Source organism: Mannheimia haemolytica (assembly GCF_004342115.1).
Taxonomy (GTDB): Bacteria; Pseudomonadota; Gammaproteobacteria; order Enterobacterales; family Pasteurellaceae; genus Mannheimia; species Mannheimia haemolytica.
This window is the reverse complement of record NZ_SMAC01000002.1, coordinates 1-25,129: the sequence shown is the minus strand read 5'-3', so window position 1 is coordinate 25,129 and position 25,129 is coordinate 1. Positions and strand designations below refer to the sequence as shown.

Sequence of the window (25,129 nt, the reverse complement as noted above, 5' to 3'; positions counted from 1 at the left end):
TAAGGCATAGATTCCTATGCCTTACTTTTTTGTTACAGACCTGCTCCGGCTCTTAATGCTTCGGCTTTGTCAGTTTTTTCCCAAGGAAAATGTTTACGACCGAAGTGTCCGTAGGCAGCGGTTTCACGGTAGATTGGTTTGATTAAATCTAACATTTTGATTAAGCCATACGGGCGTAAGTCAAAGTTTTGGTAGATTAATTTCACAAGTATTTCGTTGCTCACTTTACCTGTGCCGAAGGTTTCGACCATAATTGATGTTGGGGCAGCCACCCCGATAGCATAAGAAAGTTGGATCTCACAGCGATCGGCTAAGCCTGCGGCAACGATATTTTTTGCGACATAACGAGCAGCATAAGCAGCAGAGCGATCCACTTTTGACGGGTCTTTACCAGAGAATGCACCACCACCGTGGCGAGCCGCACCACCGTAGGTATCTACAATGATTTTACGCCCGGTTAAACCACAGTCACCCATTGGACCGCCAATCACAAAACGACCGGTTGGGTTGATGAAATATTTGGTGTTTTGGCTGAGCCATTCGCTTGGTAGTACCGGTTTGATGATCTCTTCCATCACCCCTTCAATTAACTCTTTTTGCGAAATATGCTCTGCGTGTTGTGTAGAAAGCACTACGGCATCAATGCCGATAATTTTATTGTTCTCATAAGCAAATGTTAATTGGCTTTTAGCGTCAGGGCGTAACCAGTCGAGTTTGCCCGATTTACGCACTTTTGACTGCTGTTCCATTAAGCGGTGTGCGTAAGTAATTGGAGCCGGCATTAACACCTCGGTTTCATTGGTAGCGTAGCCAAACATAATCCCTTGGTCGCCCGCACCTTGCTCTAACGGATCGGCACGGTCAACGCCCTGGTTGATGTCCGGAGATTGTTTACCAATCGCATTTAATACCGCACAAGAGTGAGCATCAAAGCCCATATCAGAGTGAGTATAGCCGATGTCGCAAATCACTTGGCGGGTTAAGTTTTCAATATCCACCCACGCAGAGGTAGTGATTTCGCCCCCTACTAATGCCATACCGGTTTTCACATAAGTTTCACAAGCAACGCGTGCTTTAGGGTCTTGTTTTAAAATTTCATCTAATACCGCGTCTGAAATTTGGTCTGCGATTTTATCCGGATGCCCTTCTGAAACCGATTCAGAAGTAAATAAATTAATTGCCATTTGTATTCCTCTCTATCTTAAATATGGATTATTAATAGTAGGGGCGGGTCCAGTGCCCGCCCATAAATTATATAAAATGTTTGGACAGGCACAGGACCGGTCCCTATAAAATTTGTTTGGAAGTGTTTCCGTCTAGACGTCTATAATATATTTTTTGAACGTTTTAGGCAAATAGAATTTGTTTATTTGGCTAAATATGCCCTTAAACCAGCCAACGCATTTTTGGCATCTTCTACCCCTAAATCGTACATTGCTTGTATTTTATTTACATCCGTTTCAAGGCGACTGATTTTGACTGTTCTGCTTGGACGAATCACAAAAATCTGTTGTTTTTCATTGAGTTGAATAATCTGCTCAACGGCTTGATTATATTCCGCATAGCGGTTTTCCCAGCGTTGCACTAATTTCGGATATTTTTTATAAAAACGTTTAAACAGCCACATCGAGCTTGGTTTCTTACGGTATTCAAGTGGGCGAGTAAGCACCACGATAATTTTGTCATATCCCATTTCAATAAATTTCTGCACCGGAATACTGTCTGACACACCACCGTCTAAATATTTTTTACCCTCAATTTCGACTATTTTGGATACAATCGGCATTGAGGAAGTAGCTCGAAAGGCTTCCATTTGCTCGAACATATTGTCAATTTTGATGTATTCGGGCTCACCGGTTTCGACATTGGTTACAGTAACCCAAAAGTCCATACCGGAATCCTCAAAGGCTTGTTGGTCAAACGGCTCCAGTTTGGAAGGGAGTTCATAGTAAGCAAAATCCCGATTAACGATATTGCCGGTGGTAAGCAAGCTGTGTAACCCCATATACCGCTTATCTTTAGCGTATTTTTTGTTGTATCGCAACGCCCTACCTTTTTGTTTTGAAGGCAAATTCACGCCAAATAACGCACCGGCTGAAACACCGATTGCTCCATCTATATGAATATGTTCATCTAAAAATACATCCAACACGCCGGCAGTAAAAATACCTCGCAAACCACCGCCTTCCAGCACTAATCCAACTTTCATATCATTCTCCCTGTAATTTGTGTATTATAACCCGAATTATCTTGCTAGGAGAAATCACAATGGCTGATGCAGAATTTATGGATTTCCTGTTAGATCAACTAAGCCCGATTTCCGGTTTGCGTTCGAAAAAAATGTTTGGTGAATATTGCTTGTTTTTTGATAATAAAATTGTCGCTATTATCAGCAAAGATTATCGCATTTTTGTCAAAGCTAATCCGCAAACCTTGCCGTTATTCTTAGCTGAAAATGCCGAACAATTTCACTATTTTGCTAAAGGAAAAGTGCAAAAAATGCACTACTGGAGCATTCCGGAATTAGCGATTGAAGAAGCCGATGAACTGGTCAAATGGATTCGGCTAGGCTTACAAGCGGTGTAATTTAGCGAAAATTTTGTAAAAAAACGCTAAAATATGCCCGCTTGTTAGGGGGGGGACCTAATATTTCTATACTTTAAGATTTTATATTTATGAACCAAAAAAAATTAGTTTCTTTGATTGTCGTTATTGTGTTGGCAATCATTTCTCAAATTTTTAGCTTTTTTGATAAAAAAGAGCCTTCAAAAGCACAAGAAAAATCGACCCAGAGTAGTCAGTCTCATCAAGTTTCAACTTCATCACTAGGGAACTATGATGTGCAGATGAAAAACGACCGTTTGAAACAGCATATTGTAGATACCGATTATTACACCTTAGCGTTGTCGTGGTCGCCGGCGTTTTGCCAAAAACAAAAGCGAAATAATCACGGTAAAATTCCGTCTCATTTGGAATATCAATGTGGTGGCTCAGCGGATTTTGGTTGGGTTATTCACGGCTTATGGCCGCAAAGTGGCAAGGCAAGAAGTGTTGATGAACACCCTCGTTATTGCCAAGGCGATTTGCCGATGGTGGCAGAGCAGACGATTAAGCAATATTTACCTGAATCGCCGGGGGCAACTTTGTTGCAAGGCGAATGGGAAAAACACGGTGCTTGTGCCTTTAACCAAGCGGATGATTACTTCGCCAAACAAAAAGAGCTATTTAATCAGCTCAAATTACCGGATACCGAAATGTCTAAATTAGCACTGTTTAACTGGATGCGAGCCAATAACCCTCATTTGCAAAATGTCTATTTAGGGGGTAGCAAAGATGAGCTGTATATTTGCTATGATAAGGCATTTCAACCAATGGATTGCCCACGCTAATGGCAGATCTTCGCCAACTGAAAATGCAGGTTCAGCGCCAATTAAAGCGTGATCTTGAACGTGCAAATCACTATTTTAATACCACTTTTACGCCACCAAGTATTAGCTATGCGGTGCGTGGCGTAAAAGCCGGTGTGGCTTATCTTGAACGCAACGAAGTACGGTTTAATCCTGTGTTATTGCAAGAAAATGAACAGGCATTTATCCGCCAAGTTGTGCCGCACGAACTGGCTCATATCTTGGTTTATCAACATTTTGGGCGGGTACAATCTCATGGTAAAGAGTGGAAAATGATGATGGAAACCGTACTGGGTGTGCCGGCGGAAATTTACCATTGTTTTGATACCCAAAGTGTGCAACAGCAATTTAGTTACCAATGTGCCTGCCAGACTCACCAGCTTTCGATTCGCCGACACAATGCCGTGATGCGAGATAAAAAAAGCTATATTTGCCGTTTATGTAAAACTCAACTCCATTTTGTAGAAAAAAGTTAATGTGGAGAAAAGTTAAGAGAATGTTACGATTTAGCTAGACATTCCTGTTTAAACGCCTACAATTTGCCGTAGTTTTTATTTTTAATTTTATTTCCGGAGTATTTATGGAAACAATTGTAATTGTAGGTGGCGGTGCAGGCGGTTTGGAGCTTGCAACCTATCTAGGCAACAAATTAGGGCGTAAACAAAAGGCAAAAGTGGTGCTAATTGACCGCAATGCAACGCATTTATGGAAACCACTGTTGCACGAGGTGGCAACCGGTACTATTGATGAGGGAACTGATGCGTTAAGCTATCGGGCTCACGCTAAAAATCATAGTTTTGAATTTCAGCAAGGTACGCTGGTGGCGGTAGATAGAGAGAAGAAAACGGTTTCACTCGCCCCGATTTATAATGATCAAAACCAACTTCTCGTTAAAGAACGCCATATCAGTTATGACAAATTAGTGATCGCGATCGGCAGTAAATCCAATGATTTTGGCACCAAAGGGGTTGCAGAAAATTGCATTTTCTTAGATGGCTCAGAGCAAGCAAAAGATTTCCAAAAACGAATGATGGAGCTGTTTTTACGTTTTTCACATAGTGAAAATAAAGATGTAAAAATTGCGATTGTGGGGGGGGGAGCAACAGGTATTGAGCTTTCAGCGGAGCTTTACCACGTGGTGAAAAATTTAAATTCTTACGGCTTTGGTAAATTAAACCGTGCCAGCTTGAAAGTCACTTTAATTGAGGCAGGCCCTCGTTTGATTCCGGCATTACCGGAGAAAGTGTCGGTTTCTGCTTTCCACGAACTGAAAAAAGCCGGTGTTTCGGTGCGTTTAGGCACGATGATTACCGAGGCTCGCCCAGACGGATTAATGACCCGCTTAGGTGAGAAAATTGAGGCGGATATTATGGTTTGGGCTGCCGGAGTAAAAGCACCCGAAATCACCCGTGAATTTGGTTTTGAAACTAACCGCTTGAACCAAATTGAGATTAAAGATACGTTACAAACCACCGTTGATGATTCGGTATTTGTCATTGGTGATTGTGCATCGTTAATCCAAGATGGCAAACCAATTCCACCAAGAGCGCAAGCGGCTCACCAAATGGCAACCCGTTGTGGTAAAAATATTGTGGCGCTGATTGATGGGAAGGAAATGAAACCGTTTCGATTTAAAGATAAAGGCTCGTTGCTTTCATTCTCAAAATTCGGCACGGTGGGCAACCTAATGGGGAATTTAGTGAGCGGTGATATGTTTATTGAGGGTAAAATTGCGCGATTGGCGTATCTCTCGCTTTATCGAATGCACCAAGTGGCATTACACGGCTGTGTCAAAACCGGCTTGATTGTGTTGGTAGGGCAAATTAACCGTTTCTTAAGACCAACAATGAAACTACATTAAACAAAAATCCGCATCAAATGATGCGGATTTTTTATGGCAAAATAACAAGCGGTTATTTTCTTGCCTATTTTTGCAAATACTCACGCCTAGTTTGCTAATTTAATTTCCGCCAACCATTTATCAATTAAGCGTTTGCCCTCTTCGCTGGAACCTGCTTTTTGGTAATCAATTTCCACAAAGTCTAACGCATCGGCTTTGGTTGATTGTGGAGCAACTTCGGCGTTGATGTTTGTTGGGGTTTGGTAAACACCGTGTTTTTTCCAAGGAATTTCCTGTGCTTCTTTTGAAAGCACCCAATCCATAAAGAGTTTGGCGTTATCTAAATTACGGGCATTTTTGATAATGCTGACACCGCCTAACGCATAGCCCACTTTACCTTCCGGAATAATGGCTTCAATAGGCGCACCTTTTTCTTTTTCAGTGGCATAACTATGTACAAAGCCTACCGTAACCGCACTTTCACCACGAGCAAGATTGCTGGTGACTAGGGTGCTTTTCACATATTGCGAGACGTTATTGTTGAGTTTTTTCAGATAATCAAAGGTTTTCTCTTCGCCCCATAAGGTTGAAAGAGTGGTCATAAACGTATAAGTCGTGCCGGAGCTATGAGGATCAGGCAGTTGTACTTCACCTTTTAAGCGAGGATCTGATAAATCTTCCCATTTTTTCGGTGCCTCAATGCCTAGTTTGGCGAGTTTTTCGGTATTCACGCCTAACCCTAATACAAGCATATAAACGATAGAGGTAAATTTACCTTGTTCACTTTCAACTAAGGATTTAAATTGTGGCAGAATTTCAGCTTGTTTTGGTGAACGGTAGGCTTCCAGTAAGCCTAATTCGCCTGCTTGAAAGTGAGGTTCAATCGTGCCGCCATACCAAATATCTGCCTGAGGGTTCGATGCTTCCGCTTTTACTTTTCCGAAAATTGTACCGGTTCCGCCGTGAATGAATTTAGTTTCGACATTATATTTGTGTGAAAATTGCTTGGTCATTTCTTCACAAACATTATTTTGTACCGAGCAATAAACAGTTAAACGACCTTCTGCTTGTGCTGCTTGAGCTGATAAGAAAATGCCAGAGGCGATTAAGATCGATTTTAATGAGATTAATTTGAGTACGTTCATCACTTTCCTGAAAACATAAAATAAAAGGTAGTGAAGTCTAGCATTTCAAAGCGCTGGTTGAAAATAGTTAATCGCAATGAAGTAGGGCAATTGTGCCTATTACTTTAATATTTACCAACTATTTGCAAGTTTTAGCAAAAAATAACCGCTTGTAGTAGCTCTTGCTATTTTGTCAAAATTCAGAATAATAAATGCCTTTAGTCTAATGTTAAATTTTAGTTATGGAAAATAGTTGGAAATATGCTTTTAAATTAACCACGCCGATTTTTATGGGCTATTTTGCGGCAGGGGTTGCTTACGGAATGCTTGCCACCAATGCCGGAATGCCTGCGTGGTTTACGATTGTAATGAGTTTTACCGTGGTATCGGGGACGGCACAATATGCAGCGATTCCATTTTTTGTCTCCGGTGTTGGGGCGGTGTCGGTCTTTCTCAGTACGCTTTTAATGAGCCTACGTTTTAGTTTTTACACCTTAAATATGATGGAGCATAAGCCGATATCCAAAGCGAAAAGTCTGGTCGCTATTGCAGGTTTAACTGATGAAGGCTTTGCGGTTATCTTCATTACCGAAAGAGCAAAAGCAAGCATCATTCTTTAAAATCGCTGTGCTATGTGTGGCTTATTGGACATTTTCCACGATTGTCGGTGTGTTGTTAGGCGATTCAGTGGCGAACTATATTCCGCATTTGGATTTTGCTCTGCCTTGTTTGTTTGCAATTTTAGCCTATGAGCAATACAAAAACCAAAAACAATGGAAACCGATTGTGATTGCGTTAATCGGATTTTTACTTGCTCGTCAGATTACCGAAACCAGCGTGTTATTGGTGGCAATTTTAGTAGCGATTGTCATTGTGGCTTTATTACCTCAATCTTCTTCAATCAAACTAGAGAAAGGAGTAGAAAATGAGCACAAATGATATTTTGATAATGTTTGCAGCATTAGTGCTCGGCTCGCAAATTTGTCGTTTTTTGCCGGAATTTTTACCGAAAAAGGTGTTATCTTCGCCCATTTTGCAAAAATTAAACAAAATGTTACCGCTTGTGATTATGCTTTTATTGCTTTTAACGAGCCTAAACTTTCCTAAAAACGGGGAAGGCTTTAACTTAATATTGGCACAAATTCTGGCTTTAATAGGCGTATTAGGTAGCTATGTTTGGCTTAAAAATACCGTTTTAAGCGTAGCGTTGGGGATTTTCGGTGTGAATGTATTTTTATCCCTGTTAGGATAAATACCAAAGGTCATTTTATAGGAGCGAAACACCTTCGCTCAATCATTAACAGATGTGGGGCGAAAAATTTTTCGCCCCTTATTTATCACAAGCGGTCTTTTTCTTTCAATTTTTTGCAAATTAAATCGCTAAATCAAACGCATAGAAGGCAACTAAAATAATCGCAATGATTACTGTACCTAGGTTTAATTTATTGGCTTCGCCTGAAATTAAGCGACCAATCACAAGGGTGGCGAAACCTAGCATAATGCCTGTCACAATGTTGGCGGTTAATACGATGAACACCGCACAGACTAAACCTGACATTGCACCTACAAAATCGCTGAAATCTAATTTAGAGACATTACTTAGCATTAATAAGCCCACATACATTAATGCCGGTGCGGTGGCATAGCTTGGTACTAAGAATGCAAGAGGTTGGAAGAACAGCATAAATAAGAAACCGATACCAACCACTACAGCGGTTAAACCTGTTTTACCGCCAACGGCTGTACCTGCTGCCGATTCAATATACACTGCCGCTGGTGCTGTACCAAATAAGCCCGATAAAATTGAGCCGAATGAGTCAGAAGTTAGGGCTTTATCGCCATTGATAATTTGTCCGTCTTTATCTAATAAACCGGCTTGCCCTGCAACCGCACGGATAGTACCTGTTGCATCAAAAATAGCGGTCATTACTAACGCAAACACTACCGGTAAAATGGCGGTATTTAATGCTCCCATAATATCAAGATTTAGGAATTGCGAATTTTCACCAAAACTCGGCATTTTGAAAAAGCCTGTGTATTTTACGTTAGGGTCAAAAATTAAACTTACGATGGTAATAGCAATAATGACCCATAAAATACTGCCTTTTACTTTCAGCTTTTCTAACCCGATAATGGCGGCTAAACCGATTAATGACACTAAAACCGGAAATGAAGTGAAGTCCCCTAATTTAACCGGAATATCCATACCGCTATTGACCACTAATTTAACGTTAGTGGCGGCAATAATCAGTAAGAATAAACCAATACCAATTCCAGCACCGTGGGCAATGCTGCTTGGCAAATTACGTAAAATCCAAGTACGAATACCGGTAGCAGAAATCAAGGTAAATACTACGCCCATTAAGAAAATCGCCCCGAGTGCAACAGGAATAGAAACTTGTTGCCCTAATACTAAGCTAAAGGCAGTAAAAGCAGTAAGTGAAATCGCACAACCGATTGCCATTGGGGCATTTGCCCATAAACCGATTAAGATAGAGCCGAGACCTGAAACTAAACAGGTGGCAATAAATACCGATTCGGCAGGAAAGCCTGCTTGGCTTAGCATTCCCGGCACAACGATGACGGAATAAACCATGGCTAAAAAGGTAGTTAAACCGGCGATGATTTCTTGACGAGCGTTTGAACCACGCTCCTCAAATTTAAATAACGACATAAGAACCTCAAAAGAAGAAAATGAAAGGGGAAATTTTAGGATGCGGAATTTTACAGAAATTTAAAATAATTAGCAAACGTTTGCGTAAGAAGTGAAAGAAAAGCAGGAATAAATCCTGCTTTTGTTTGATGGTTAGTAATCGATGAAAGCGTCTTGATCTGCCCCTTCCTTTTCAACTTTAGGCTGAACCATATGTTCACGTTTTAGCCCAAGTTGTAGTGCCACACCAATTGCAATGTAGATGGATGAATAAGTACCGAAACCGATACCGATCAATAATGCAAGTGAGAAACTATGAAGCGTTGGACCACCTAGATAGAATAAGGCTAGTACCACAAAGAGGGTGGTTACTGATGTCATTAAAGTACGCGAAAGTGTTTGGCTCAAGGAAATATCGATAATTTCAATTGAGCTGGAGCGACGAACTTTAGAAAAGTTTTCACGTACACGGTCAAACACCACAATTGAGTCATTTAACGAGTAACCGACAACAGATAAAATCGCTGCTACAAAGGTCAAGTCAATTTCAATCTGTAAGAAAGAGAAGATTCCGATCGTCACTAATACATCGTGAAATAAAGCCACAATACCGCCTACCGCTAAACGCCACTCAAAACGTGTTCCCACGTAAATAAGTAGCATAGCAAGTGTTGCCAAAGTGGCATAAATAGCCCCTTGGGTTAGCTCTTCCCCCACGTTTGGGCCAACGAACTCAATGCTCTTGATAGTCGCATTCGGATCTAATTTTTGATGGATCATCTCCATCACTTTATTCCCAACAGACATATTACCGGCACTGGCGGCAAGTCGGATCATTAAATCTTTTTGACTGCCTGTGGTTTGCACTAAGGCATTGCCGTAGCCGCTATTTTCAAGCTCCGTACGCAGTTTTGCTAAATCAGCAGGTTGTGAAAATTGAGTTTCGATTACTGTCCCGCCGGTAAAATCTAACCCCCAGTTAAAGCCTTTTGTCGCAATAGTAAAAATGCATAAAGCAGTTACAATCAGCGAAAAAATGAATCCGACATAGCGGTATTTCATAAAGGGGATTAATTTATAAGGCAGTTTAATTTCTGCTACATCTTGTTGTACATTTTCAATAGCCATTTTTCCACCTTAAATCCAAAGTTTCTTCACGCGTTTGCCACCGTAAACCCAGTTTACAAGCATTCGAGTACCTGTAATTGCGGTAAACATAGAAATAATTACCCCTAATGCAAGCGTTACCGCAAAGCCTTTTACCGGACCTGTACCTACACCATAAAGCACAAGAGAAGTTAAAATTGTGGTGAGGTTAGAGTCAAAAATACTTGAGAATGCGCCATTATAACCTTCGTGGATTGCTTGTTGAATTGGGCGACCGTTACGAATCTCTTCTTTGATCCGCTCGTAGATTAGTACGTTGGCATCAACTGACATACCCACAGCAAGTACGATACCGGCAATTCCCGGCATAGTAAGGGTTGCACCGATTAATGACATTAAACCAATCGTTAAGATCATATTCACAATCAAGGCAAGAGAGGCAAATATACCAAATACTTTATAAAAAGCTAGACAGAACAGGATCGTTAAGCCTAAGCCTAAAATACTAGCTTCCATACCTTGTTTAACATTATCTGCCCCAAGAGAAGCACCGATAGTACGCTCTTCCACAATCACGATTGGAGCAATCAACGCACCTGAACGTAATAATACCGCAAGGTTTTGAGCTTCCGCTGGTGAATTAATCCCTGTAATCTGGAATTGATTACCTAAACGGGTTTGAATGGTTGCAACGTTAATTACCTCTTGGTGTTTTTCTAAAATGACTTTACCGTTAGCATCTTTACGACCTGAATCTTTAAATTCGGTATAAAGTGTTGCCATCGGTTTTTGGATTGCCATTTTAGTAATTTCACCCATCATCTCGCCGCCTTCGGTATCGAGTCGGATACTCACTTGCGGCAAGCCACGCTCATCAGTGCCTGAGGTTGCATCAATAATATGTTCACCCCCTAACGAAGGTTTACGGCGTAATACAACTGGCTCGCCATCACGGGTGTTTTGCAGTTCTGAATCAGCCGGCACAATGCCTTTCGCCGCAGAGGCCACATTGGCTTCGGTATTGACTAACCGGAACTCAAGGGTTGCAGTTGCCCCTAAAAGCTCTTTGGCACGAGCGGTATCTTGCACACCCGGTAATTCAACTACGATACGATCTGCACCTTGACGCTGAATGGTCGGCTCAGAAACGCCCAATTCCTCAACACGTTTACGCAAAATAGAAAGGTTTTGTTCGATTGCCATCGTGCGAGATTCAGAAAGAGCTTGTGCTGATGGCGTTAAGGTGACTTTATTATCATTTACCAAAATATCAAGCGTTGGGTGAGAGAGACGCACTAAACGCACTGCTTTTTCGGCGGTATCGTTATCGGCAAATTCAACCTCAGTTGCAAAATTTTCGCCTTTTTTGACCGCTTGATATTGCAATTTTTCTTTACGGAAATCACTACGCAGGCTGTCTTGCAAAGTGTCTTGTTGTTTTGCAAGCGCCGTGTTCATATCCACTTCCATTAAGAAACGAACACCGCCAAGCAAGTCCAAGCCTCGCTTCATCGGGCTACCGCCAATGTCAGACAACCACTGTGGCGTTGCTGGTGCAAGGTTTAAGGCAACAGAGTAGTTATTCCCCAATGCTTCTGAGATTTTTTCTTTGGCAGGCAATTGCTGTTCGCTGCTTTCGAGACGAACCAAAATCGAGCCATTTTCTAACACGGCAGATTTCGGCTGAATATTCATTGCTGAAAGTGTGGATTGCACTTGAGACAGTGTCTCAGGTGTGGCTTGTTGCCCACGAGTACCGGAAATTTGTACCGAAGGATCATCGCCATATAAATTTGGAAGGGCATATAAAGCACCAATGGCGATCACGAAGATCACCATTAAATTCTTCCATAGAGGGAAACGGTTTAACACAATAACTCCCCGAATGTTAAAGTTGGATAAGAGGGTTGATTAAAGTGATTTTAATGAACCTTTTGGTAACACCGCAACAACGAAATCACGTTTGATGGTCACTTCAGTTGTGTCATTTAATGCAATCACGATGTTATCGTTATCAGCGGTCACTTTGGTAATTTTACCGATTAAACCACCGCTGGTTAATACTTCATCGCCTTTTGTCAAGCTTGCCAGTAAATCACGTTGTTGTTTTTGGCGTTTTGCCTGAGGACGATAAATCATAAAATAGAAAATTGCACCGAAAATAATCAGGATAAAGATCATTTCCATTCCGCCACCTTGTTGCATAAAAACTCCTTAAATGTTTGAGTGGTATAAAAATAAGTGTTATAAAAAACGCCTGTTAAAATACCATAAATTCAATGAATTAACGAGTAGAAAAATTCATCGAACGCTTTTCTTTTAAACAAAAATTTGAGTAGAATCAGCACTTTTAGTTTAGGATTAGGTTCTTGGCGTGTTCTTGCGCTGACACAATAGGAGAAAAAATGAAAAAATTATTCGCTCAAGCGGTTATTTTTGGGGCTTTTTTTGCAAGTTCCGCTTTTGCTCACAATGTGCAATTAAATCAAGCATTACCTGCTGTTTCGGTTGCAAAAGACGGGGAATTGGCAGTGGCAGGTGGAAAGGTTAGCTATAAAAATTGGCATTCATCATCTCTGGCAGGTAAAGTCCGTGTTATTCATCATTTTGCCGGTAGAAGTTCGGTGAAAGAAAAAAATGAAGATTTGATGACAGCAATTAAAAATGCCGGTTTTGATCGCTCGAAATACCAAACGGTGACGATTGTAAATGCTGATGATGCGATTGTCGGCACAGGGGTATTTGTGAAAAATAGTGTGGAAAACGGCAAACTTGACAATCCTCACAGCCAAGTAGTGTTAGACCAGCAAGGCAGTGTGAAAAAAGCGTGGGGCTTAAAAGAGAAAGAGAGCTTTATTGCAGTGCTGGATAAATCGGGTAAGGTACAATTTACCTCTGAGGGCAAACTCTCTGCAAAACAGATTCAAGAAGTGATTGGGTTGGTGAAAACATTAACGCAATAACCAGTGTTTTTATGGGCGGATTTTGTATCCGCCCATCATTCTAGATAATAAATCGATAACTTATCGTGTGATGATACTCTTCTCCTGCTTTTGTTATCCCGCCAAATTGGAGTAATTCAGGCTGGTTTAGTGAATTTGGGAAAAACTCAGGCTCTAATGCTACACCAGCGTAATCTTCATATTCGCCTTTAGTCAAATTAGGTTGTCCTTTTAGCCAGTTGCCGGTGTAAAGTTGTAATGCTGGCATGGAGGTGCGGAGTTCCATTTTTAAGTCTTCCACGGCTAAACAAGCGGTCGGATTTTCACTATTTTTTGCAAGATGAAAGGAGTGATCGTAACCTTTTACCGCTTTTTGGTCGTCATCAGCCAATAAATCTTGCCCAATTTTTTTAGCATTGCGGAAGTCAAAACTGGTACTCTCCACTTTTTTCAGTGGAGCATTAGGAATACCGCTGGCATCAACCGGTAAGTATCCGTCTGCATTAATTATCAGCTCGTGATCTAAAATCGTCTCTGAACCTTGCAAATTAAAATAGGCGTGATTAGTTAAGCAAAGCGGTGTATCTTGGTTAGCAACGGCATCAAAGCTGATTTGAAGCTCATTCTCTGTTAAGCGATACTCCACAAAAGCTTTCACTTCGCCGCCAAATCCTTCCTCGCCATCTGCAAAAAAATAACTAAATTTGACCGCTTGTTCGCTTTGGCTTTCAAGTTGCCACACTATTTTATCTGCCCCAAGCTCGCCACCGTGGAGATTATGTTCACCGTTATTTTTAGCGAGCTGGTAGGTTTTGCCGTTTAAGCGATATTCGGCATTGGCAATGCGGTTAGCGTAACGCCCAATGGTCGCTCCAAAGAAAGCGGTCTGTTTTTGCCAATTTTTTGCAGACGTGGTGACTAATACTTCCCGTTCCTCGTTCGGCATTTTGACAATGCACGAAAGCCAAGAAGCCCCAACATCAGAAAGGGTAATGCGTAAAAACGCATTTTCAAGGGTGAATAATTTCATCGGTTGACCTTAATTACCTAGCACGGCATAGCCGTACTAGGTTAAGCATAATTCAGCCCTGCTAGGGCTGAGGTTATTTATTTTAGAGTAGCGGAGCTACTTCCTTATGCTTAACCCGGTACGCTTTAGCGTGCCGGGCATTCTCGCACCCCATCGGAGGCAGTACAAACGTGGAAGGTTTCTTTAATGCCGGTTTGCTTTTCGTAATTGTTAGCAACGGCTTGGCGGAGATCTTCCACTTTGTCATTTGGCACTAGGCACACGACACAACCGCCAAAGCCGCCGCCAGTCATTCTGGCTCCGCCGTTTTTACCGATAGCTTGTTGGGCGATTTCGGCTAAGCAATCCACTTCAGGGCAGGTGATTTCAAAATCATCACGCATTGAGTCGTGAGATTGAGCCATCAACTCCCCGAGTTTGACCATATCATTCGCTTTTAAGGCCTCTACTGCTTCCAGAACTCGTTGATTTTCGCTGATGATATGTTTTGCTCGTTTATACGCCAGCTCATTCTCTTCACTAAGTTCTGAGGCTCGTTCAATAAATTGTTCCGCTGTGACATCACGCAATTTTGCTTTGCCGAAGAAGTGGGCGGCAAATTCGCACTGTTCACGGCGACTGTTGTATTCGCCGGTAACCAAGTCGTGTTTTACGTTGGAGTTAATAATCGCAATCGAATAGCCTTGTGGCACAGGGGTTGGGGTGATTTCTAAACTACGGCAGTCGATCATCACTAAATGATCTTGTTGCCCGAGAGCGGAGGTGAGCTGATCCATATTGCCGCAGTTGCAGCCGACAAATTTATTCTCAGCCTCTTGCCCGATTAATGCGATTTGCGGTAAAGAAAGCGGTAAATCGCCGAGTAATTGAGCGGTTTTACCAATCGACACTTCCAATGCGGCGGAAGAACTTAAACCTGATGACATCGGCACATCGCTGGTAATGGCTAAATCTGCTCCTTGTTTGAATTCGGGGTGTTTGGCTTGAATAAATTTCACTACGCCACGCACATAATTCGCCCATTTTTGCTCGCTTGGCTCAATCGCCTGGCTTAAATCAAATTCATCTTGTTGGTTGAGATCAATGGCGAACACCCGCCATTTGTTGTCACTACGTTTGGCAAAGCTAACCGCTGTGCCGTAATTGATGGCACAAGGCATTACAAACCCATCGTTGTAATCAGTATGTTCGCCGATAATATTCACTCTGCCCGGGGCAAATACCGTGCGTTCTGCTTTATAACCAAAATGTTGTTCAAATTGTTGCAAAGCGATTTCTTGTGGTTTCATTTCAATTCCTTATTTATCTTTATAGTGTTTGGTATCACTTACTGCATTTAAACGTTCGGCAGCTTGTTCCGGGGTTAAATCACGTTGGCTTTCTGCCATCATTTCATAACCGACCATAAATTTACGCACTGTTGCCGAACGCAAGAGCGGCGGATAGAAGTGAGCGTGTAATTGCCAGTGAGCATTTTCCTTGCCGTTAAACGGAGCGAAGTGAAAGCCCATTGAATAAGGAAAGCTGATGTTAAACAGATTGTCGTAACGGGTGGTGAGCTTTTTCAATGCAAGGGCTAAATCGGCTTTTTCCGCTTCGTTTAAATCGGTAATGGATTTGAACTGCTTGGCTTTCGGCAACAGCAAGGTTTCAAACGGCCAAGCCGCCCAGTAAGGCACAACCGCAATCCAATCTTCGGTTTCTGCCACAATTCGCTCTTGTTTGTCTAATTCACGTTGTGCGTAGTCAAGCAACAGTGGCGAGCCATATTGAGCAAAATATTTCGCTTGGCATTCGTCTTCAATCGCAATTTCATTAGGTAGAAAATTACTTGCCCAAATTTGCCCGTGTGGGTGAGGGTTAGAACACCCCATCATTGAGCCTTTGTTCTCAAAAATTTGCACCCACTGATAATGCTCTTTCAGCTCATTCGCTTGCTCTTGCCAAACTGTTACCACATCAGTAATTTCCTCGATGGAAAGTTGCGGTAAGGTTTTACTATGATCAGGCGAAAAACAGATCACACGGCTTTCGCCTTGTGTATGAGAAATCTGAAACAGCGGATCATCATTCGGTATTGGTGCCGGTGTGTCTGGTAGCAGGGCAGAGAAGTCGTTTTTAAACACAAACGGCTTGGTGTAATTCGGGTTTTGTTCGCCGGTAATCCGCTTATTGCCGGGGCAGAGGTAACAACTTGGGTCGTAGCTCGGTTTTTCATCTTGCACGATTTCTTCTTGTTGCCCTTGCCACGGGCGTTTTGCCCGATGCGGAGAGACTAAAATCCATTGATTTTTTAATGGATTAAAACGACGATGTGGGTGATCGTTGAGGACAAATTCGCTCATATAAAACTCCTCGAAATTAGTTATGTAAAGAGTATAGCGAAAGTCAGACAAAATGACTGTGACATAGCTCACAAAATAATGATGTCAAGCGGTCAAATTTCAGAAAAATTTTGCAAGTTTTCCTCCATTTTGCGATTTAAGGTAGCTTACGTGGAATTGAATGTGGCTTTTGGTAGAATAGATGAATATGCAAGATATTAAGACAAAAATAGATGGAAAGACTGAATAAATTTGATGCTTGGTTAATGAATCATAAACCTAATGCTAGGTTAAGCGGAGCGAGTCGTTTGTTGACAGAGTTTTGGTTCTTTGGGTTAAAAGAAGCTAGAGCCTGTTTATTTGCGGGATTATTTTTTATTGCGATGTTTTCGGTACCAAAAACGGGATTATGGGGCTTACCTCGTTATGATATTTTGCTGATTTTTGCCATAGTGGTGCAAATTGCAATGGTGAAACTGGGGCTGGAAACGTGGGATGAGCTAAAAGCAATAAGCCTATTTCATTTGGTTGGTTTTGTGTTAGAAGTCTTTAAAACATCGAGTAATATTCAATCTTGGGCATATCCGGATTTTGCCTATACTAAATTGTTCAATGTGCCATTATTTACTGGTTTTATGTATGCAGCAGTTGGTTCTTACATTATCCAAGCGTGGCGGTTGTTTGATTTGAAAATTAAAAGCCACCTGCCCTATTGGTTAGCCACTTTAACGGCACTGATGATTTACCTGAATTTCTTTACGCATCATTACATTGGGGATTACCGTTGGTATATTGCCGCTTTTGCATTAGGGCTGTATGCACGTACTTTTGTATTTTTCACCCCTTATGACATTACACGAAAAATGCCACTGCTGCTTTCTTTCTTCCTGATAGGTTTTTTCATTTGGTTGGCGGAAAATATCGGTACGTTTGCCGGAATTTGGCGCTACCCGAATCAGTTTGGGGCTTGGTCTATGGTGCATATGAGCAAGTGGAGTGCTTGGGCGTTATTGGTGATGATGACTTTTACCATCATTGTGCATTTAAAGCATATCAAGCAAACAGTCAGAGTCTCGAGCGATTAACAAGCTGTGGGTTTTGGCGAAAATTTTACTCATCAGTTATTTTCAGTGGAATTAGGGGCAAATAATAATTTGCCCCTATATCAAATTATGGATTTTCCCCTTCCACATCAATAATCATCACTTCCGACTGTGAGCCTAACCGCATCGGCACGCCCCAGAATCCGTAGCCGGAGGTGACAAAATAATGCCCGAAGCCGATTTTTTCATAGCCGTAATGTAATCGATAGATCAGTTTGGTAATAATACTTGCAGGGAACACTTGCCCTTTGTGAGCGTGTCCTGAAACTTGAATATCAATCGGCAATTTAGCATGTTGCTCAATTTCAGTCGGGCGGTGGTCAAGCAAAATTACCGGTAGTTTAGTGTTCACGTTTTGTAAAAGCTGTTCGGCAGAAGGACGATTTTTGACTAAATCATCATTACGCCCAATAAGGGTAAATTTTCCGTTAATTTCGGCCGTTTGATCCCATAAAACAGTAATACCGGCGTCGGTAATTTCTTTTGCAATCGTTTCTTGAGCCCCAAAAAAGTCGTGATTGCCAAGGGTAGCATACACGCCAAGAGGAGCTTTTAATTTGGCTAAATGAGGCTGCATTTTATCGGCAACATAAACTTCGGTATTGTCGTCCATAATATCGCCCGGCAATAAAATCAGATCGACTTTTTGCTGGTTGAAAATCTCTGCCAGTTGGTCAAGTTGCTTGGTTCCGAACAGTTTTCCTAAATGCAGATCGCTTGCCATACCAATGCGAAGCGGTTTCTCTAATGGTTTATCCAATTTCACCGAATAATGTACTACTGTTGGGGTATAAGCGTTGTAATAGCCAAGCCCAAGTAAGCCAAAGAATGCAAATGGGTAGGCGATTTTCAGCCAGCGATTGACGGTAGTATTGCCGTTGAATATTTTGTAAATACAAGCGGTGAAAAAACTGATAAAAAATGCAAAAAGTAACAATACCAATATGAATGCCATTATTCTAAATAGCGCAAAAGTACGAGTAAGATGCAAAATCACTAATCCGTTTGCGACTAAGAAAGTGAGAATACCAACTGTTTTACGGTTTTTACTTGATAAATTAAATAACCAGCTGACAGTCTTTGCAAAGTTGAATAAAAAGAGTTGTAACACCGCAATCACAAGGGCGGTGGTAATGTAGTAACGATATTCCATATTTTTCCTTCAATAAATTGGCTAAACCCAGCCGATTTGTCTTAATAAAAATAAGCCGATGCTGGCACTAAACATTGAGCCGAGAGTCGTAATGCCGATCAGATTTGCGGCTGCCTCGCCGTCTCCGCCATAGTTGCGTGTCATTGCGTAGGTGGCTGAAGCAACGGGAGCAGAAGCAGCCACAAAGACAATGCCTAGTTCCATCGGCGGAAGTTGAAACACAAATTTCCCGAGTAGTAGCAAGAAAATTGGAGCAAAAATCAGCCGAATCGAGGCAGAAAACAGCACAATTTTATTGATGGTGCTTTCCACTCCTTGATTAAATTGTTTCAACTGTTTGAAATTAATGCTTGCTCCGGTGCAGATAAGTGCTAATGGTAGTGTCAGGCTCGCCATTAATTTACCAGCAGACTCAAGCGGGGTTGGAATTTGGTGGCTTAATTCAAAATAGTTAAAAGTTAAGCCTGCAATGACGGCTAGAATCAGCGGATTTCTCAATATCGACAATATTAATCTGCCAAAATTCACTTTTTTCTCGCTTAACGATGAAGTGAGGGTAATCACTGCAAGCACATTAAAGGTAATCACCAAGCACGAAATATAAACTGAAGCGGCAGCGAGAGCTTTATCGCCATAAGCATTGAGAATTAAGGCAATGCCTAAAATCGCCGCATTGGTACGGAAAGTGCCTTGAGTGAAAATACAACGATAACGGCGGTTTTCAATATGTCGAGCCGCCCACCATTCCGCCCATAAATAGATCAAAATCGAACCGCCGACTCCGGTCGAGATCAGGTTGATTTGGCTGGAGAAATCTAACGGGCTTTTTAGCATATTCAAGAAAATCATCGGTGGCAGGGTAAAATTAAATACCACCTTTGATGCCATATTGCAAAAGGTATCGTCAATAAATTTTCGTCTGCGTGGAAAAATACCGAACAGCATTAACAAAATGGTTGGTAAGGTAACGCCAATGCTAAATTGGATAGAGTCGAAAAGCATAATGTTTGCCTTAAATGATGGCACGAGTGTCTTTTGCTTGTACCGTAGATTATCAATAAAGTACCAGCGTGGACGCTGGTACTATCATCAATGGAAATGAAATTACAATCCTGCCTTTAAGCTTGCTTCGACAAATTTATCCAAATCACCGTCCAGCACTTGTTGGGTGGTGCGATGTTCCACACCGGTACGGTGGTCTTTAATCCGTGAATCGTCTAGCACATAAGAGCGGATCTGGCTGCCCCAGCCGATGTCGGATTTGTTGTCTTCCATCGCCTGTTTTTCCGCATTTTTCTTGCTCATTTCCAGCTCATATAGCTTCGCTTTAAGCTGTTTCATCGCCTGATCTTTATTTTGATGTTGTGAACGACCGTTCTGGCACTGCACCACAATGCCGCTCGGTATATGGGTAATTCGCACCGCCGATTCGGTTTTATTGACGTGCTGACCACCCGCCCCTGAGGCACGATACACATCAATCCGCAAATCCGCAGGGTTGATTTCAATATCAATATCGTCATCGACTTCCGGATAAACGAAAGCCGCCGAGAACGAGGTATGACGACCGTTATTGGCATCAAACGGGCTTTTACGCACCAAGCGGTGAATACCCGTTTCGGTTCTGAACCAGCCGTAAGCATAGTCGCCGGAAATTTTCACGGTGGCGGATTTAATCCCTGCCACATCACCGTCTGAGGCTTCCATTAGTTCGGCTTTAAACCCTTTGCTCTCTGCCCAACGCAAATACATACGCAGTAACATTTCTGTCCAGTCCTGAGCTTCCGTTCCACCCGAACCGGCTTGCAAATCCAAATAGCAATCGGCACTGTCGTGTGGGCCGCTGAACATCCGCTTAAATTCTAAATCGGCAAGTTTTTTCTCTAATTCGTCTGCTTCCACTTGGGCTTCATTGAAGGTATCCTGATCTTCTGCTTCCACCGCCAGCTCAATCAACCCTTCAACATCTTCAATCCCTTGCTCTAAGGCTTTAATCGTATTGACGATCTGCTCCAACATTGCCCGCTCTTTACCAAGCGCTTGTGCTTTTTCCGGCTTGTTCCATACATCGGGTTGTTCCAGCTCGGCATTGACCTCTTCTAAGCGTTCGACTTTATGCTCAAAGTCAAAGATACCCCCTGATCACCGCGGTGCGCTCGCTTAAATCAGTTAGTTGGTTTTTAATTGGGTTTAATTCAAACATTGTCGTTCCTGTTTTTGCTTATTTTAAAAAGATGAATTATAGCTGAAGTTAAGCAAGCGGTCGAATTTTGCAAGAAATGGAGCAATGATCGTTTCTAGTAATGAGATTTGGTTCATAAAAGTTGCAACTGTTTCTGCTATTTGGCTTTGATAGCTAAAAATCTTTAAAAAAACAAGCGGTCGTTTTACCACATTTTTTGCAAAACGACCGTAGCTTCTTGCTATAATCGCTGAAAAAATGCTGCAAGGAGATTTTATGGCAAAGCGCCCAAGTGATATTGATGCAACCCTATTGCAACTGGAAATCCTACGCCGTATCCCCAAATTACCCGCTAAAATTGATGCTAAAAGTTTGCACCAACAGCTATTAGATGCCGGCTTTGAACGGGATATTCGCACTGTTCAGCGTTCGCTCAAAATGTTATGCGAGCATTTTGATATTGAATGCGATGAGCGGAGCAAACCCTTTGGTTATAGCTGGAAAATCCGCTCAGAGGGGCTGGCATTGCCGATTCTCAACGAACAACAATCATTACTGCTAAAACTTGCCGAGCAACAGCTGAAATATCTGTTACCCGCAAATTTAATGGCATCAATGAAACCCTTTTTTGAGCAGGCAGACAGAATGGTTTCCGGGGCGAAAGACAAGCCCGAATACCAATGGCTAAATAAAGTTTGCTCCACGCCAACCAGCCTACCGCTGATCCCTGCAAAAATTAAAGAAGAGATTTTTAATTCCGTAAGCCAAGCCTTATTTCAAAATAAGTTGTTAAAGATCGAATATCAGAACCAGCACGGCAAAAAACACCAAGCGACAATTATGCCGTTGGCGATTTCACAACAAGGTGCGAGCATTTATTTGGTCTGCCGTTACGAAGGGTTTGACGACAACCGCCTGTTGGCTCTTCACCGCATTCGTAAAGCGGAGATTTCTACTTTTAGTTTTGAACGCCCGAAAGATTTTAATTTGCAAGCCTACCAAGATGCCGGACACCTCGGTTTTGGCAATGGCGAAAAAGCTAGCCTTACCTTTTCGATTAGCAGAGACGCCGGTTTCCATTTAACCGAAACACCGCTTGCCAAAGATCAAAAAATTCTCGAGGAGAGTGAAACTCACTACCGTATTCAAGCCATAGTCGCTGATAATGATATGCTAACCTGGTGGCTACGCAAATTTGGCGAAGATATTTGGGATATCGAGAAAGAAGCGCTAAAATAAGCTAAACAAGCGGTCGGTTTTGTGGGAATTTTTGCTAAATAGTATCGACCGCTCCTCCCTAAACAGACCTTTATCATAAATACAACTCTTTCAATCAGATATTCTTACTGTCTATTGATGAACGATTCGAATTTTTCTAGTGGTTGAAATTTAAACTAATTTTCTTGCTTTTTGGCATTTTTCAGACTTTTAATTCTCTCCATTAGCCTGTTTTTTTACGCTCTTTTTCATAAACAGGAATAACCAATGCCTTTTCAACTTACTTTCTGCCAACAAGCCGGCAATCAGCACCAGAAAAATCAAGATGCACTGTTTAACGGCAAAGCGGTGTACCAATGGCAACTTAAAAATGCCGAGAGTTATCTGCTGGATAACGACAAAGTAATTTTTGGGGTTGCGGACGGCGTTTCCAGCCACCCTCGAAATCATCTTGCCTCACATTATTTAATGGCGTTACTCAGCCAATGCCAATCCCTTGATAGCCAATGGTTGCGACAGGCTCACGGCGATTTTTGCGAAAAATTAGCGAAAGATTATTTTGGTGCTTCTTGCACTTTTGTTGCTTGTGAATTACACCATAACGGCAGAGGGCGTATGGTTAATGTGGGCGACAGTCGAGCCTATAAAATTACGGCAAACGGGGAGTGGCAACAACTGAGTTTTGATCACACCATACTGGCTGAAATGAAACAGAAAGGCTTGGTTAAGGAAGGGAGCAACTATGCCTCAATGTATAACGGCTTAACCGATTGTATTGTTGCCGATTTTGACGCCGATGATTTCCGCATTCATATAGCCGAATTTCAACTGGAAAAAGGCGAGAGCATTTTGCTCTGTTCTGACGGTTTGCACGAACAACTCGCCCCAGAAGCTATTCAGGCGATTTAGGACGGATACGAAAGCCCGTCTCATCGTCTGCAAATTTGCAGAAAAATGGTAAAAATGCACCGCTTGTATGACGATTTTTCTGCGGTGATTTGTGAAATTGTGTAATTAAAACGACATTATTTGTCGCATTGGTGCTTAAAATCCGCATAAAACAGAGGAGAAAAAAATGAAAAACGATTTCCATTATGCCGCTGAATTAATCCGCAATGCAGACGGCATTTTAATTACCGCAGGGGCTGGAATGTCGGTGGACAGTGGCTTGCCCGATTTCCGTAGCGTGGGAGGGTTATGGAATTCCTACCCACCGCTCAAAAAATTTAATTTGCAATTTATGCAGATTGCCACACCGCTTGCCTATCAGGAACGCCCTGAGTTGGCAAAATGGTTCTATGCCCATCGCCTAAATCAATACCGCCAAGCCGAACCGCACCAAGGCTATGCCATTCTCAAACGCTGGGCGGAAAGCAAACAACACGGCTATTTCGTCTTCACCAGCAATGTGGACGGGCATTTCCGCAAAGCCGGTTTTTCGGAGGATCGGATTTACGAATGCCACGGCACGCTAGACCATTTGCAATGTTTGGCAAATTGCAAAAATAAATCGTGGTGGGCGTACGACTATCAACCTGTAACTGACGATGAACATTGCCTTGTATTGAGCGAACCACCAACTTGCCCTGACTGCGGAGGATTAGCCCGCCAAAATGTACTGATGTTTAATGATTGGAGTTATGCCGAAGGCTACCAACTTACTAAAGAGACACTGTTAGATGAATGGCTACGCAAAGCCCAACGCCCTGTGGTGATTGAAATTGGTGCAGGCAAAGTCGTACCAACTGTGCGTAATTTTTCCGAACGCACCGCCAAGCAGAAAAAAGGTGGTTTAATCCGCATCAACCCAATAGATGCCGGCGTACCCAAAATGCACTTTTTAAGTTTGGAAATGGGGGGATTAGAGGCGTTGCAGGGGATTGAGGAATGCTTATAAGCGGTCTAAATTCACCAAGACTTTGCAAATTTTGCTACAATAAAAACATTGAAATATTGTAATAAAGGATCTGAAATGAGCCAAAATAATACAGAAAAAGAAATTGCGGAAATTAGAAAAATTGAAGATGTTGTAAGAACGAAATTATCTATTCCTGATTATCAGCGCCCTTATAAGTGGTCGGTAAAACATATTACCCAATTATTAAACGATCTCTATTTTCATTTTGAAAATGGTAAGAAAGTTTATCGAGTAGGTTCGGTTGTTATCCATACATATACAGGTAAAGATGAGAATAGTGAGTCTAAAACAAAATTCGATATAGTTGATGGACAACAACGTTTAATTAGCCTTTCTTTAATTTTATTTTTATTGAGCAATGATAACACTTTTCCACTTTTATCTGAAAAGCTCTCACATAGTATTAGTGCGGATAATCTTATAAAAAATAAGGTTGCAGTAGAACAATTTATTCGAGATAGAGTACAAGATAAACAGGAATTTGCTACCTATATTTTAGAAACTTGCGAGTTTGTTTATATTGAATTAGGGGATATTGACGAGGCTTTCCAATTTTTTGATGCTCAAAATGCAAGAGGAAAATCGCTTGCACCTTACGATCTATTAAAAGCGTATCATTTAAGAGAACTTAAAGCAGATAAAGAGACGATTTATCAATGTGTAGAGAATTGGGAGCAAGCAGTAGAAGCTGAGATTGCTGATTTAAAAGAAATCATCAGTGAGACGTTATTTAGATTACGCCGTTGGCAAAAATATCAAACAGCAGAAAAATTCACGAATAAAGAACTCGATACATTCAAAGGTGCTAGCTCGGATAAAAATTATCTGTAGAAGATCAGACTTGATCTGACAATTCACTCTAAAAAGTGAGAGTTTCCCGTTTAGAATATGAGTGTCAAAAATCAATCTAAACAAAAAAGAAACTCTCATGTTTTATTCTAACAATCCCCTTATTAAACACAAGACCGGTTTATTAAATTTAGCAGAAGAACTGGGCAATATCTCTCAAGCCTGTAAGGTGATGGGGATGAGTCGAGATACATTCTATCGTTATCAACAAGCGGTTGAGCAAGGTGGTGTTGAAGCATTGCTGAATCAAAATAGACGCGTTCCCAACTTAAAAAATCG

General features: G+C 41.7%; 27 protein-coding genes. 14 read left to right on the top strand and 13 right to left on the bottom strand.

Annotated features, from left to right (window positions below; genetic code table 11):
• Window positions 1–32 precede the first annotated feature (32 nt).
• Window positions 33–1,184 carry a methionine adenosyltransferase gene (metK, locus tag EDC41_RS00865; protein ID WP_006251028.1) on the bottom strand — a complete coding sequence of 384 codons (1,152 nt, stop codon included), beginning with the start codon at window positions 1,182–1,184 and terminating at the stop codon, window positions 33–35.
• A gap of 182 nt (window positions 1,185–1,366) precedes the next feature.
• Window positions 1,367–2,209 carry a patatin-like phospholipase family protein gene (locus tag EDC41_RS00860; RefSeq protein ID WP_006251029.1) on the bottom strand — a complete coding sequence of 281 codons (843 nt, stop codon included), beginning with the start codon at window positions 2,207–2,209 and terminating at the stop codon, window positions 1,367–1,369.
• Between the two features lie 59 nt (window positions 2,210–2,268).
• Between EDC41_RS00860 and EDC41_RS00855 the strand changes: the two genes are divergently transcribed.
• The 4 genes from EDC41_RS00855 (at window position 2,269) to EDC41_RS00840 (ending at window position 5,268) form a co-directional block, all read left to right on the top strand.
• Complete coding sequence (locus EDC41_RS00855) at window positions 2,269–2,586, top strand: TfoX/Sxy family protein (protein ID WP_006249132.1); 318 nt, start codon at window positions 2,269–2,271, stop codon at window positions 2,584–2,586.
• Between the two features lie 89 nt (window positions 2,587–2,675).
• On the top strand, window positions 2,676–3,389 hold the full coding sequence (locus EDC41_RS00850; protein ID WP_006249133.1) for a ribonuclease T2 family protein: 714 nt from the start codon (window positions 2,676–2,678) through the stop codon (window positions 3,387–3,389).
• Window positions 3,389–3,883 (top strand): SprT family zinc-dependent metalloprotease, encoded by a 495-nt coding sequence (locus tag EDC41_RS00845; RefSeq protein WP_006249134.1) that lies wholly within the window; start codon window positions 3,389–3,391, stop codon window positions 3,881–3,883. Before EDC41_RS00850 ends, EDC41_RS00845 begins: the two co-directional genes overlap by 1 nt.
• Before the next feature lie 104 nt (window positions 3,884–3,987).
• The gene (locus EDC41_RS00840; RefSeq protein WP_006251030.1) at window positions 3,988–5,268 is read left to right on the top strand and encodes an NAD(P)/FAD-dependent oxidoreductase; all 1,281 of its coding nucleotides are present in this window, start codon (window positions 3,988–3,990) and stop codon (window positions 5,266–5,268) included.
• Window positions 5,269–5,354: 86 nt separating this feature from the next.
• Here the strand turns inward: EDC41_RS00840 and EDC41_RS00835 are convergent, their stop codons facing one another.
• Window positions 5,355–6,392, bottom strand: coding sequence for an ABC transporter substrate-binding protein (locus tag EDC41_RS00835; RefSeq protein WP_006251031.1), 1,038 nt, complete (start codon window positions 6,390–6,392; stop codon window positions 5,355–5,357).
• Window positions 6,393–6,613: 221 nt separating this feature from the next.
• On the opposite strand from EDC41_RS00835, the gene EDC41_RS13755 reads away from it, so the two are divergent.
• Genes EDC41_RS13755 through EDC41_RS00825 form a run of 3 tightly spaced genes read left to right on the top strand, consistent with a single transcriptional unit; the run spans window position 6,614 to window position 7,623 of the window.
• Window positions 6,614–6,991, top strand: a complete 378-nt coding sequence (locus EDC41_RS13755) for an AzlC family ABC transporter permease (protein ID WP_006251032.1) — start codon at window positions 6,614–6,616, stop codon at window positions 6,989–6,991.
• The gene (locus EDC41_RS13750; RefSeq protein WP_235658941.1) at window positions 6,933–7,310 is read left to right on the top strand and encodes a hypothetical protein; all 378 of its coding nucleotides are present in this window, start codon (window positions 6,933–6,935) and stop codon (window positions 7,308–7,310) included. Before EDC41_RS13755 ends, EDC41_RS13750 begins: the two co-directional genes overlap by 59 nt.
• Window positions 7,297–7,623 carry an AzlD domain-containing protein gene (locus EDC41_RS00825; RefSeq protein WP_020831156.1) on the top strand — a complete coding sequence of 109 codons (327 nt, stop codon included), beginning with the start codon at window positions 7,297–7,299 and terminating at the stop codon, window positions 7,621–7,623. Before EDC41_RS13750 ends, EDC41_RS00825 begins: the two co-directional genes overlap by 14 nt.
• A 120-nt stretch (window positions 7,624–7,743) precedes the next feature.
• Here EDC41_RS00825 and EDC41_RS00820 read toward each other — a convergent pair whose 3' ends face one another.
• From EDC41_RS00820 to yajC, 4 genes are all read right to left on the bottom strand, one after another.
• The gene (locus EDC41_RS00820; protein ID WP_006251035.1) at window positions 7,744–9,045 is read right to left on the bottom strand and encodes an NCS2 family permease; all 1,302 of its coding nucleotides are present in this window, start codon (window positions 9,043–9,045) and stop codon (window positions 7,744–7,746) included.
• A gap of 132 nt (window positions 9,046–9,177) precedes the next feature.
• Entirely contained in the window at window positions 9,178–10,152 is a 975-nt protein-coding gene (gene secF, locus EDC41_RS00815) for a protein translocase subunit SecF (RefSeq protein WP_006251036.1), read from the bottom strand.
• A 9-nt stretch (window positions 10,153–10,161) separates the two neighbouring features.
• Window positions 10,162–12,003, bottom strand: a complete 1,842-nt coding sequence (gene secD / locus EDC41_RS00810; RefSeq protein ID WP_075271762.1) for a protein translocase subunit SecD — start codon at window positions 12,001–12,003, stop codon at window positions 10,162–10,164.
• Between the two features lie 39 nt (window positions 12,004–12,042).
• Window positions 12,043–12,336, bottom strand: a complete 294-nt coding sequence (gene yajC / locus EDC41_RS00805) for a preprotein translocase subunit YajC (RefSeq protein ID WP_006249142.1) — start codon at window positions 12,334–12,336, stop codon at window positions 12,043–12,045.
• Between the two features lie 200 nt (window positions 12,337–12,536).
• On the opposite strand from yajC, the gene EDC41_RS00800 reads away from it, so the two are divergent.
• Complete coding sequence (locus EDC41_RS00800) at window positions 12,537–13,094, top strand: YtfJ family protein (protein WP_006249144.1); 558 nt, start codon at window positions 12,537–12,539, stop codon at window positions 13,092–13,094.
• 40 nt (window positions 13,095–13,134) lie between these two features.
• Here EDC41_RS00800 and EDC41_RS00795 read toward each other — a convergent pair whose 3' ends face one another.
• The 3 genes from EDC41_RS00795 to galT form a co-directional block, all read right to left on the bottom strand.
• Window positions 13,135–14,103 (bottom strand): galactose-1-epimerase, encoded by a 969-nt coding sequence (locus EDC41_RS00795; protein ID WP_006249145.1) that lies wholly within the window; start codon window positions 14,101–14,103, stop codon window positions 13,135–13,137.
• A 125-nt stretch (window positions 14,104–14,228) separates the two neighbouring features.
• The gene (gene galK / locus EDC41_RS00790; RefSeq protein WP_006249146.1) at window positions 14,229–15,392 is read right to left on the bottom strand and encodes a galactokinase; all 1,164 of its coding nucleotides are present in this window, start codon (window positions 15,390–15,392) and stop codon (window positions 14,229–14,231) included.
• A 9-nt stretch (window positions 15,393–15,401) separates the two neighbouring features.
• Complete coding sequence (gene galT, locus EDC41_RS00785) at window positions 15,402–16,448, bottom strand: galactose-1-phosphate uridylyltransferase (RefSeq protein ID WP_006251038.1); 1,047 nt, start codon at window positions 16,446–16,448, stop codon at window positions 15,402–15,404.
• Between the two features lie 212 nt (window positions 16,449–16,660).
• Between galT and EDC41_RS00780 the strand changes: the two genes are divergently transcribed.
• A complete protein-coding gene (locus EDC41_RS00780) occupies window positions 16,661–17,512 on the top strand; it encodes a DUF817 domain-containing protein (protein WP_006251039.1) in 852 nt (283 codons plus the stop codon).
• Between the two features lie 85 nt (window positions 17,513–17,597).
• On the opposite strand, the gene EDC41_RS00775 is transcribed toward EDC41_RS00780, so the two are convergent.
• The 3 genes from EDC41_RS00775 to prfB all read right to left on the bottom strand — a co-directional run bounded on the left by EDC41_RS00775 (window position 17,598) and on the right by prfB (window position 20,886).
• Window positions 17,598–18,683 carry a metallophosphoesterase gene (locus EDC41_RS00775; RefSeq protein WP_006248773.1) on the bottom strand — a complete coding sequence of 362 codons (1,086 nt, stop codon included), beginning with the start codon at window positions 18,681–18,683 and terminating at the stop codon, window positions 17,598–17,600.
• Between the two features lie 21 nt (window positions 18,684–18,704).
• The gene (locus tag EDC41_RS00770) at window positions 18,705–19,685 is read right to left on the bottom strand and encodes an AEC family transporter (protein ID WP_006248774.1); all 981 of its coding nucleotides are present in this window, start codon (window positions 19,683–19,685) and stop codon (window positions 18,705–18,707) included.
• A 102-nt stretch (window positions 19,686–19,787) separates the two neighbouring features.
• A protein-coding gene (gene prfB / locus EDC41_RS00765) for a peptide chain release factor 2 (RefSeq protein ID WP_096000823.1) occupies window positions 19,788–20,886 on the bottom strand; the annotation gives its coding sequence in 2 pieces (ribosomal slippage) (window positions 19,788–20,810 and window positions 20,812–20,886; 1,098 coding nt in all).
• Between the two features lie 255 nt (window positions 20,887–21,141).
• Here prfB and EDC41_RS00755 point away from each other — a divergent pair.
• The 5 genes from EDC41_RS00755 to EDC41_RS00725 form a co-directional block, all read left to right on the top strand.
• Window positions 21,142–22,104, top strand: coding sequence for a helix-turn-helix transcriptional regulator (locus EDC41_RS00755; protein ID WP_020831165.1), 963 nt, complete (start codon window positions 21,142–21,144; stop codon window positions 22,102–22,104).
• 246 nt (window positions 22,105–22,350) lie between these two features.
• Window positions 22,351–22,992 carry a PP2C family protein-serine/threonine phosphatase gene (locus EDC41_RS00750; protein WP_006251045.1) on the top strand — a complete coding sequence of 214 codons (642 nt, stop codon included), beginning with the start codon at window positions 22,351–22,353 and terminating at the stop codon, window positions 22,990–22,992.
• A 166-nt stretch (window positions 22,993–23,158) separates the two neighbouring features.
• Window positions 23,159–23,980, top strand: coding sequence for an SIR2 family NAD-dependent protein deacylase (locus tag EDC41_RS00740; RefSeq protein WP_020831167.1), 822 nt, complete (start codon window positions 23,159–23,161; stop codon window positions 23,978–23,980).
• 75 nt (window positions 23,981–24,055) lie between these two features.
• Window positions 24,056–24,832, top strand: a complete 777-nt coding sequence (locus tag EDC41_RS00735; protein ID WP_235658916.1) for a DUF262 domain-containing protein — start codon at window positions 24,056–24,058, stop codon at window positions 24,830–24,832.
• Between the two features lie 97 nt (window positions 24,833–24,929).
• Window positions 24,930–25,129 (top strand): helix-turn-helix domain-containing protein (locus EDC41_RS00725; RefSeq protein WP_132303635.1); only part of this gene is annotated, 200 nt, incomplete at its 3' end.

Excerpts from the sequence above, each read along its gene's own strand:
- EDC41_RS13755 (WP_006251032.1), top strand. The coding sequence starts at position 6,614 with ATGGAAAATAGTTGGAAATATGCTTTTAAATTAACCACGCCGATTTTT.
- galK (WP_006249146.1), bottom strand. The coding sequence starts at position 15,392 with ATGAAACCACAAGAAATCGCTTTGCAACAATTTGAACAACATTTTGGT.
- EDC41_RS00845 (WP_006249134.1), top strand. The coding sequence starts at position 3,389 with ATGGCAGATCTTCGCCAACTGAAAATGCAGGTTCAGCGCCAATTAAAG.
- EDC41_RS00780 (WP_006251039.1), top strand. The coding sequence starts at position 16,661 with ATGGAAAGACTGAATAAATTTGATGCTTGGTTAATGAATCATAAACCT.
- EDC41_RS00825 (WP_020831156.1), top strand. The coding sequence starts at position 7,297 with ATGAGCACAAATGATATTTTGATAATGTTTGCAGCATTAGTGCTCGGC.
- EDC41_RS00835 (WP_006251031.1), bottom strand. The coding sequence starts at position 6,392 with ATGAACGTACTCAAATTAATCTCATTAAAATCGATCTTAATCGCCTCT.
- EDC41_RS00750 (WP_006251045.1), top strand. The coding sequence starts at position 22,351 with ATGCCTTTTCAACTTACTTTCTGCCAACAAGCCGGCAATCAGCACCAG.
- EDC41_RS00770 (WP_006248774.1), bottom strand. The coding sequence starts at position 19,685 with ATGCTTTTCGACTCTATCCAATTTAGCATTGGCGTTACCTTACCAACC.
- EDC41_RS00800 (WP_006249144.1), top strand. The coding sequence starts at position 12,537 with ATGAAAAAATTATTCGCTCAAGCGGTTATTTTTGGGGCTTTTTTTGCA.
- EDC41_RS00860 (WP_006251029.1), bottom strand. The coding sequence starts at position 2,209 with ATGAAAGTTGGATTAGTGCTGGAAGGCGGTGGTTTGCGAGGTATTTTT.
- galT (WP_006251038.1), bottom strand. The coding sequence starts at position 16,448 with ATGAGCGAATTTGTCCTCAACGATCACCCACATCGTCGTTTTAATCCA.
- EDC41_RS00775 (WP_006248773.1), bottom strand. The coding sequence starts at position 18,683 with ATGGAATATCGTTACTACATTACCACCGCCCTTGTGATTGCGGTGTTA.
- secF (WP_006251036.1), bottom strand. The coding sequence starts at position 10,152 with ATGGCTATTGAAAATGTACAACAAGATGTAGCAGAAATTAAACTGCCT.
- EDC41_RS00820 (WP_006251035.1), bottom strand. The coding sequence starts at position 9,045 with ATGTCGTTATTTAAATTTGAGGAGCGTGGTTCAAACGCTCGTCAAGAA.
- EDC41_RS00740 (WP_020831167.1), top strand. The coding sequence starts at position 23,159 with ATGAAAAACGATTTCCATTATGCCGCTGAATTAATCCGCAATGCAGAC.
- EDC41_RS00850 (WP_006249133.1), top strand. The coding sequence starts at position 2,676 with ATGAACCAAAAAAAATTAGTTTCTTTGATTGTCGTTATTGTGTTGGCA.
- EDC41_RS00735 (WP_235658916.1), top strand. The coding sequence starts at position 24,056 with ATGAGCCAAAATAATACAGAAAAAGAAATTGCGGAAATTAGAAAAATT.
- yajC (WP_006249142.1), bottom strand. The coding sequence starts at position 12,336 with ATGCAACAAGGTGGCGGAATGGAAATGATCTTTATCCTGATTATTTTC.
- EDC41_RS00795 (WP_006249145.1), bottom strand. The coding sequence starts at position 14,103 with ATGAAATTATTCACCCTTGAAAATGCGTTTTTACGCATTACCCTTTCT.
- EDC41_RS00855 (WP_006249132.1), top strand. The coding sequence starts at position 2,269 with ATGGCTGATGCAGAATTTATGGATTTCCTGTTAGATCAACTAAGCCCG.
- metK (WP_006251028.1), bottom strand. The coding sequence starts at position 1,184 with ATGGCAATTAATTTATTTACTTCTGAATCGGTTTCAGAAGGGCATCCG.
- EDC41_RS00840 (WP_006251030.1), top strand. The coding sequence starts at position 3,988 with ATGGAAACAATTGTAATTGTAGGTGGCGGTGCAGGCGGTTTGGAGCTT.
- EDC41_RS13750 (WP_235658941.1), top strand. The coding sequence starts at position 6,933 with ATGAAGGCTTTGCGGTTATCTTCATTACCGAAAGAGCAAAAGCAAGCA.
- EDC41_RS00755 (WP_020831165.1), top strand. The coding sequence starts at position 21,142 with ATGGCAAAGCGCCCAAGTGATATTGATGCAACCCTATTGCAACTGGAA.